Genomic DNA, 6,986 nt, shown 5'->3' with positions numbered 1-6,986 from the left:
GGGCCCCGCCGCGGGCACCGCCACCGCCGGGGCCGGGCTGGCCCTGCGCCTGGGCCGGTAGCGCGCGGCGGGCGTAAAAAAGCGGGCGGCTCCAAGTCAAAGTCCGGAGCCGCCCGCTGGGAAGTATTAGCTATTTGACTGGCTATTTGCCTTCTGCGGCTTGGGCAAAATCCTTGAGGTTCCCTTTGCCGATGGTGCTGCCACCGCCCACGCCCATCATTCGCATCCGGTTTGGCAGCGACAACCCCAACAAGGTGCCATCAGCAGCGTCGACGGCCACTTGGGCCATGATGTTTTCCGCCACGGGCATCACCCGCACGCAGGCGTAGCGGGCGTCGGCCCCCACCACGGCCGCTTCGATGGTGGCCCGGGACACAATCTGGTACGGGAATGGGTAGGCCTGCTTGATGTCAGCGGCCGTGAGCTTGCCTTTGATGTCGTCTTCGTCAAACAACAGCGTTTTGGTGCGCAGCTTCTTGCCGTTCTGGGCCAGCTCGGCCCGCATGTCGCCACCGCTGCGGCCGGCGGCGCGCGCCTGTACGTACTGCTGAATGGTCCGGATGCTGAAAATAAGGTCGCTGGAATAAATAGGGCCGGAGGCCAGTTGCACCCGCCACACCTGGCTCTGGCTGCCATTGCCCATCACTTCCAATACAATCGCCGACACGTGTTCGGAAGTCCAGTAAGCATTGCTCATCGTAGCCGCAGCAGGGTTACCCGCTGCACCGGTGGCACCCGCTGCGCCAACCATTGAGTGTCGATGACCCAGCTGAAAATCAAGGTGTTGCAGCACGCCCCGCTGGCCACCTTTGGCCTTGCGCAACGCCGCTACTTCCGATTCTTGCTTAAATTCTACCGCTGGCGAAAACTGCCATATTTTGGGCACAAGCGCCTGCATCTGGGCGTTGTAATCGGCTACGTAGGCCTTATACTCGGCTAGCTCGTCAGGTTTTTTGGCTAGCTTTTTAAGCTTGTCGGGGTCCTCGTCTTTCAGGATAACCACGAGGGGCTGGCTTTTTACAGCTGCCACGTCTTTGGGTTTGCCAAAACCCATTTGGGCATGAACCGCCGCGGCATTAAAAATAAAGCCCGCCATCAGCAGTAATAAATATTTGACCATATAGGTGCATGAAAATTGAATGAGCCCGCAACCTCAACAATTTAATCTGCTTCACCAACCCTTAAATTAAAAGTCTCTATATATTATTATTTACGTGCTAAATCTCGCACTTTTAGTACACTTCTGTTCCGAATCTGTGGGGTACTGCTGCCAAAGCTAGGCAGGCCCTACAAGATGGTCAGTAGCGCGGAGGCCGTAATTCATTCGTTGCAAAGCGCCGTTTTGCGTAAAAGCGGGGCACTCACCTTTCCACCTCCGCCATGCGCCCTTCTTTCTGGTTAACGACGACTCTCCTCGCCCCCGCCCTGCTGCTGGGGGCCTGCCAGAACCGCCCGGCTCAGCAAGCCGATGCGCCGCCTGCTGCGCCGCCCGCCCGCACCGCGCCCGAAGCGGCCTTGCGTAACACCCGCTGGGTGCTGCGCACCTTGGCCGGCCAGCCCGTGGCTCCGCCCACCGACGGCGGCGAGCCGTACCTGCTGCTGCGCGCCGATAGCGCGGCCGAAGGCAACGGGGCCTGCAACCGCTTCCGGGGCCGCTACACCGCGCCGGGGCCCGGCCAGCTCACCTTTGGGCCCCTGCTAAGCACCCGCATGGCCTGCCCCGCCCTGCCCACCGAAACCGCGTTCGTGAAGGCGCTGGAGCAAACCCGCACCTACCAAATCAGCGGCGATACGCTGCGCCTGCTCGGGGCCGACCAGGCCCCGCTGGCCCGGTTGGAGGCGGTGTACTTGCACTGAGCATTGCGCCACTGGGCTAAGCTGCGGCCAGGGCCCCGGTGAGCGCCAGGAGTTGAAATGGGCGTTTGTAGTTTGTCCCCCGGACCATGCCCTTTGCGGGGCGAATACTGGACATACCAGGCGGTCTTTTTCGCCCGCTTCGTTCAAGCCAACCGCGCCGGTGCTGGCAAACCTTCCACCCCGTGACGGGTTACGGTGGCTTTGAATCTTACAAGCAACCGGCTGCTATGACGACCACTGCGCTGAGCGCCCTCTACCAGGAACTGGCTCCCTGCACCAGCCTCGACTTGAACACGCTGCTGCCCGGCGGCATTCAGCGCGAAGTGGGCCACTTTAACGTGTTTGACATAGCCGACCTCTGGGAGACTACCCGGCTGCGGCCCGCTACGCCCTACGCCTGCCGCTCGTTCTATAAAATCAGCCTTTTGCGCAGCCGCAGTCGCACCGAGTACGCCGGGCAAACCATTGCCATTGAGCCCGACGCGCTGGTATTTTCGACCCCAAAGGTGCCCTTTCAATGGTGGCCCGCCGAGGCGCAGCGCGGACAGTTCTGCCTATTCACAGCGGAGTTTTTGCTGCCCGTCCTCGGGGGCGGAGCTCCCGACGAGCTGCCCCTGTTCCAGACCACCGGCTACCCGGTGTTCCAGCTGACGCCTGCCGAAACGGCGCGGGCGACGGCCATTTTCGCCCAGATGCACGAGGAACTGGCCTCCGACTACGCTCACAAGTACGACCTGCTGCGGGCCTACGTGCTGGAGCTGCTGCACCTGGGACAAAAGCGGCAGCCCACCACCGCGCTGCACCCGGCTCACTCAGCCCCCGCCCGGCTCACCTCGCGCTTCGTGGAACTGCTGGAGCGGCAATTTCCCCTCACCACCGCGCAGCAGCGCGTGCCGCTGCGCACGGCCAAAGACTTTGCCGACCAACTGGCCGTGCACGTCAACCACCTCAACAAAGTGCTCAAGGACCGCACCGGCCGCACCACCACCGACCTGATCGGCGGGCGGCTGGCGCAGGAGGCCAAGGCGTTGCTAAGCCAGTCCGAATGGACGCTTTGGGAAATTGCCGACAGCCTGGGTTTCGTTGATGTGGCGCACTTCTCCCACTTCTTCCGCCGCTACGCCGCCGTAAGCCCCGGCGCATTTCGAACGCTGGAAGCCGCACCGGTTTGATTTATACAAAAAGCAGATTGGTGGGTACAACACCGCCCGCAGCAGCCCAGGGGACCTTTGTCGTGTTCAAACCAACACCACAAACACACTCCCATGAGTACTTCCAAAATCGCGCTGGTTACCGGCGGCAGCCGGGGCCTGGGCAAAGACATGGCCCTAAAACTGGCCCAGCAAGGCCTCGACGTCATCCTCACATACCGCAGCCAGCAGGCCGAAGCTGCTGCCGTGGTGGCGGCCATTGAGGCCCTGGGCCGCCGCGCCGTGGCCCTCCCCCTGGATGCGGCCGACCTCAGCACCTTCGACGCTTTCTTCACGCAGGTCACCACGGTGCTAACCAATACCTTCGGCACCGACCGGTTCGACTTTCTCATCAACAACGCCGGCACCAGCCTGAGCACGCCCATCGCCGAAACGACGGAGGCGCAGTTTGACGAGATGCTCAACATTCATTTCAAGGGCGTGTACTTCCTCACGCAAAAGGCGTTGCCGCTGCTACGCGACGGCGGTCGGATCATTAATATTTCCTCCGGTACCACGCGCGTTGCTTTCGCAGGGAGCTCGGCTTACGCCAGTATGAAAGGCGCGGTGGAAGTATTCACGCGCTACCTGGCCCTGGAGCTAGGCAGCCGAGGCATTGCCGCCAATGTGGTAGCGCCTGGGGCCGTATTCGGTGGCGGCGCCATGATGGATACGCCCGAAATCCGCGCCTACGTGGCCCAGATTACGGCCCTGGGCCGCGTGGCCGAGCCCGACGACATCGGCGGAATCGTCGCCTTCCTCTGCACCGACGCCGCCCGGTGGCTCAACGGCCAGCGCCTCGAAGCAACGGGCGGGATGATGCTGTAGCGCTGTAAACGAGCGCCGCTGGATTCATCCGCCGGGACCACAAGGGCGCAGCTGCTGGGTAAACCAGTGGCTGCGCCTTTGCGGTATTCAGGGCATAAGCTGGTCAGGCAACCATTAAACCGCGCTTTTGCGCACGCCAACTTTGCTCGACCCATCGCCTGCCCTAACGCGCACGGGCCCCGCCGGTAATGAACCGACGGGGCCCGTGCATGATACGGAGCAGCTGGGGCCCTACGGCACCTTCGTCACCACGGGGTCGAGGGCGGCCACGGCGTCGCGCAGCTCAGCTTCGGAGTTGATGCTGCCCTTGCGGGCTTTCAGGGCCTGCTGGGCGGCGGGGTAGGCGGCCAGGGCCTCGGCTAGGCTGGCGCGCTTGGGGCGCACCTCGGCCAGGCGGCCGTTGGGGGCCAGGAGGTAGTATTTGGCGTGGTCGGCGTAGGTGCTCGTCACGGCGGTGCTGGCGTAGGCCGAGCCGCCACCGGCCGATTTCTCCACCACTTTATCCCAGTATTTCAGCAGTTGCAAGTTGGTGCCGGGGCTCAGCACTTCGGCGAAGCCGTTGGGAGCCCCGGGACTGCTGAAGGGCACGAAGTGGCGGGGGGCCCCACGCCGGCCAGCGTGAACGACTTCACCTGCGCGGCCGACACGGCCACCGAATCGCCGGCGGGGCGCAGCACGCGCAGCTCCTGGCGCACCACGTCGTACTTCACCCGGGCCGACACCGGCTTGGCGTTGCCGGGCAGCAGCAGCTCGGCCGGCGTCCAGGCCGCTAGCAGCAGCGGGCTGCCCTGCACCTCGAAGCCCGAGCGCGCCACGGGCCCGAAGCCGCTGTTGAACACGTTGGTCATGTACCGGGTCTGGTCGTCGGTTTGAGCGGTGCCCAGCAGCGGCAGGGCCAGCAGAGGCAGCAGCAACGTCGTCAACTGTTTCATCACGCGGGGATAATAATTTGGTGGGAAGGGCCTAGAGCTACCACGGCAACGCAAACCGGCTCCCGGCCCGTTCCCACGGCGCCGTCTGGGGCCCCCAGGGCTATTTTTCGAGGGCCACGCGGGTGGGCGTTTGGGTGCCCGCCACGATGCCGCGGGCGCTGCGCGCAATGGCCGAAATCACGGCCGTCATGTTCGATACGTTCAGGCTGCTCACCTCATCGGCCACACTGTGGTAGCGCTTGTCGGTCGGAATCTGGTCGGTGCTGATGGTGTGGGCCGGCACGCCCAGGCGGGCCAGCGTGGCGTTATCGGAGCGGTAAAACAGGTTTTGCGCGGGGTACGGGTCGGGCTCAAACCGGAACTCGGTACCCTTCAGGTTTTCCTGCAACAGGGGGCCAAAATCCGACTTTTCGTAGCCGGTGATGAACGCCGTTTTGGGCCCAAACTTGGCTTCTTTGCCAATCATCTCGATGTTGAACATGGCTACCACTTGCTGCGGGTCGAGCTGCTTCGAGAAATACTGGGAGCCAAAGCCGCCCTTTTCTTCGGCCGCAAACGCCACGAAAAGCAGCGGCCGGGCGTTGTTTTTCTGCCGCTTGAAGTATTCGGCCAGGGCCACCACGGCGGTGGTGCCGCTGGCGTCGTCGTCGGCCCCGTTGGCGATGGAGTCGCCGGCCACGGCCTGGAGGATGCCGAGGTGGTCGTAGTGGCCCGAAAAGACCACGAACTCCTTGGCCCGCTTGGGGTTACGGCCGGGCAGCAGCCCCACCACGTTGCGCAGCGCCACGGGCTGCACCGCGGTGCTGGCGCTGATGCGGTAGGTGGACGTGGCCGGGGCCGTGGCCAGCACAAACACCGTCGAGTAGGGCCCCGGCCGCTCGGCGCTCATCAGGCCGCCCCCCACGTGGCCAGCCAGCTGGCCAAAGGCCTTGGTGTGGGCCGTATCGACGAACACGAGCGTGTTGGCCTTGGGGCTGAGCAGCTCGTACATTTTGCGCCGCTCGGCTATTTCCGGCCCCACCACCACCACTTGGGTGGGCTGCGCGTCCTCGCTCAGCCAGGTCAGGCCGGGCTGCCCCGACACCACCACCACCTGGCCCGGGGCCAGCGGCCGGCCGTTCAGGATGGCATTTACCGGGCCGGGCGTGGTCTGGTAGGCGGTGAAGGCCTGCTCGTAGCCCGCCAGGCCCGGCAACGGCTGCAAGCCGATGCGGGCAAACTCGCCGGCCAGAAACTGCGCGGCCTTGGCGTCGCCGCCGGGCTGGCCGGTGCCGCGCCCCTGCATGTCATCAGCGGCCAGCACATTCAGCACCCGTGCCACGGTGGCTTCCGAGATGCTCGCCTTGAGTTGGGCATTGGTTTGGGCCCTGGCGGGCAGCACGAGACTTAGCAACGCGCAGGCAACAAGTATTTTATGCATAGTTAATGCTGGTTTGAAATTAAAGCCGCACTCGATGCGCCGGGGCCCTACGGCACCAGCGCATCGAGTGCGGCCAAGGCGTCGCGCAGCTCGGCCTCGGTGCTGAGGCTACCTTTGCGGGCTTTCAGGGCCTGCTGGGCGGTGGGGTAGGCGGCCAGGGCCGCTTGCAGGCTGGCGCGCTTGGGACGCACCTCGGTCAGTTGGCCACTGGGGCCCCGGAGGTAGTACTTGGGCCGGTCGGCGTAGGCGCTGGTCGTGGTGGGCGCGGCGTAGCTCGAATTGGAAGCCGGGGCCTGCTCCACCGTTTTATCCCACAGCTTCAGCAGTTGCAGGTGAGGGCCGGGACTCAGCACTTCGGCAAAACCAGTGGGGGCCCCAGGCGCGCCCAGCGGCACGAAGCGCCGGGGCCCAGCGGCGGGCGTGAGCGTAAATTCCTGCACCTGGCCGAGCGGCACCACAACCGAATCGCCCTGCGCCCGGCGCACCCGCAGCTGCTGGTGCACCACGTCGTACTTCACCGGCGCCAGCTTCGGCGCAGTGTTACCGCGCAGCAGCACCGCGGCCGGCGTCCAGGCGCGCAGCAGCAGCGGGCTGCCCTGCACGCCGGCGTCGGGCGGGCTGAACGCCACGATGCTGTTGCCCTTGTCGAGCACGTCGGTGTAGTTGTTGCCCACCGTGCCCGTGGACTGCCCAAAGCCAAGCGCAGGCCCGGCCAGCAGCGGAAGTAGCAAACGGTAGCGCATGGGCGAAGCGATTTGT

General features: G+C 64.6%; 8 protein-coding genes. 3 read left to right on the top strand and 5 right to left on the bottom strand.

Going from position 1 to position 6,986, the window contains the following annotated elements; genetic code table 11:
• Positions 1-142 precede the first annotated feature (142 nt).
• Positions 143-1,030 carry a hypothetical protein gene (locus BEN49_RS17890; protein WP_125916994.1) on the bottom strand — a complete coding sequence of 296 codons (888 nt, stop codon included), beginning with the start codon at positions 1,028-1,030 and terminating at the stop codon, positions 143-145.
• A 350-nt stretch (positions 1,031-1,380) separates the two neighbouring features.
• Here BEN49_RS17890 and BEN49_RS17885 point away from each other — a divergent pair, with 350 nt between their 5' ends.
• The 3 genes from BEN49_RS17885 to BEN49_RS17875 all read left to right on the top strand — a co-directional run bounded on the left by BEN49_RS17885 (position 1,381) and on the right by BEN49_RS17875 (position 3,875).
• Complete coding sequence (locus BEN49_RS17885) at positions 1,381-1,857, top strand: META domain-containing protein (protein WP_083326218.1); 477 nt, start codon at positions 1,381-1,383, stop codon at positions 1,855-1,857.
• A gap of 227 nt (positions 1,858-2,084) precedes the next feature.
• On the top strand, positions 2,085-3,029 hold the full coding sequence (locus BEN49_RS17880; protein ID WP_070745807.1) for a helix-turn-helix domain-containing protein: 945 nt from the start codon (positions 2,085-2,087) through the stop codon (positions 3,027-3,029).
• A 93-nt stretch (positions 3,030-3,122) separates the two neighbouring features.
• Positions 3,123-3,875: an SDR family NAD(P)-dependent oxidoreductase gene (locus BEN49_RS17875; protein ID WP_070745805.1), complete on the top strand. Its 753-nt coding sequence runs from the start codon at positions 3,123-3,125 to the stop codon at positions 3,873-3,875.
• A gap of 231 nt (positions 3,876-4,106) precedes the next feature.
• On the opposite strand, the gene BEN49_RS17870 is transcribed toward BEN49_RS17875, so the two are convergent.
• The 4 genes from BEN49_RS17870 to BEN49_RS17855 all read right to left on the bottom strand — a co-directional run bounded on the left by BEN49_RS17870 (position 4,107) and on the right by BEN49_RS17855 (position 6,970).
• Complete coding sequence (locus BEN49_RS17870; protein ID WP_125916992.1) at positions 4,107-4,463, bottom strand: hypothetical protein; 357 nt, start codon at positions 4,461-4,463, stop codon at positions 4,107-4,109.
• Complete coding sequence (locus tag BEN49_RS17865; RefSeq protein WP_070745801.1) at positions 4,415-4,807, bottom strand: hypothetical protein; 393 nt, start codon at positions 4,805-4,807, stop codon at positions 4,415-4,417. Before BEN49_RS17865 ends, BEN49_RS17870 begins: the two co-directional genes overlap by 49 nt.
• 100 nt (positions 4,808-4,907) lie before the next feature.
• On the bottom strand, positions 4,908-6,227 hold the full coding sequence (locus tag BEN49_RS17860; RefSeq protein ID WP_070745799.1) for a M20/M25/M40 family metallo-hydrolase: 1,320 nt from the start codon (positions 6,225-6,227) through the stop codon (positions 4,908-4,910).
• 47 nt (positions 6,228-6,274) lie between these two features.
• Complete coding sequence (locus BEN49_RS17855; protein WP_070745797.1) at positions 6,275-6,970, bottom strand: hypothetical protein; 696 nt, start codon at positions 6,968-6,970, stop codon at positions 6,275-6,277.
• Between the last annotated feature and the right edge of the window lie 16 nt (positions 6,971-6,986).

It is taken from the genome of Hymenobacter coccineus (assembly GCF_001816125.1).
Taxonomy (GTDB): Bacteria; Bacteroidota; Bacteroidia; order Cytophagales; family Hymenobacteraceae; genus Hymenobacter; species Hymenobacter coccineus.
Note: the sequence above shows the minus strand (reverse complement) of the source record. Positions and strands in the feature narration are given on the sequence as shown.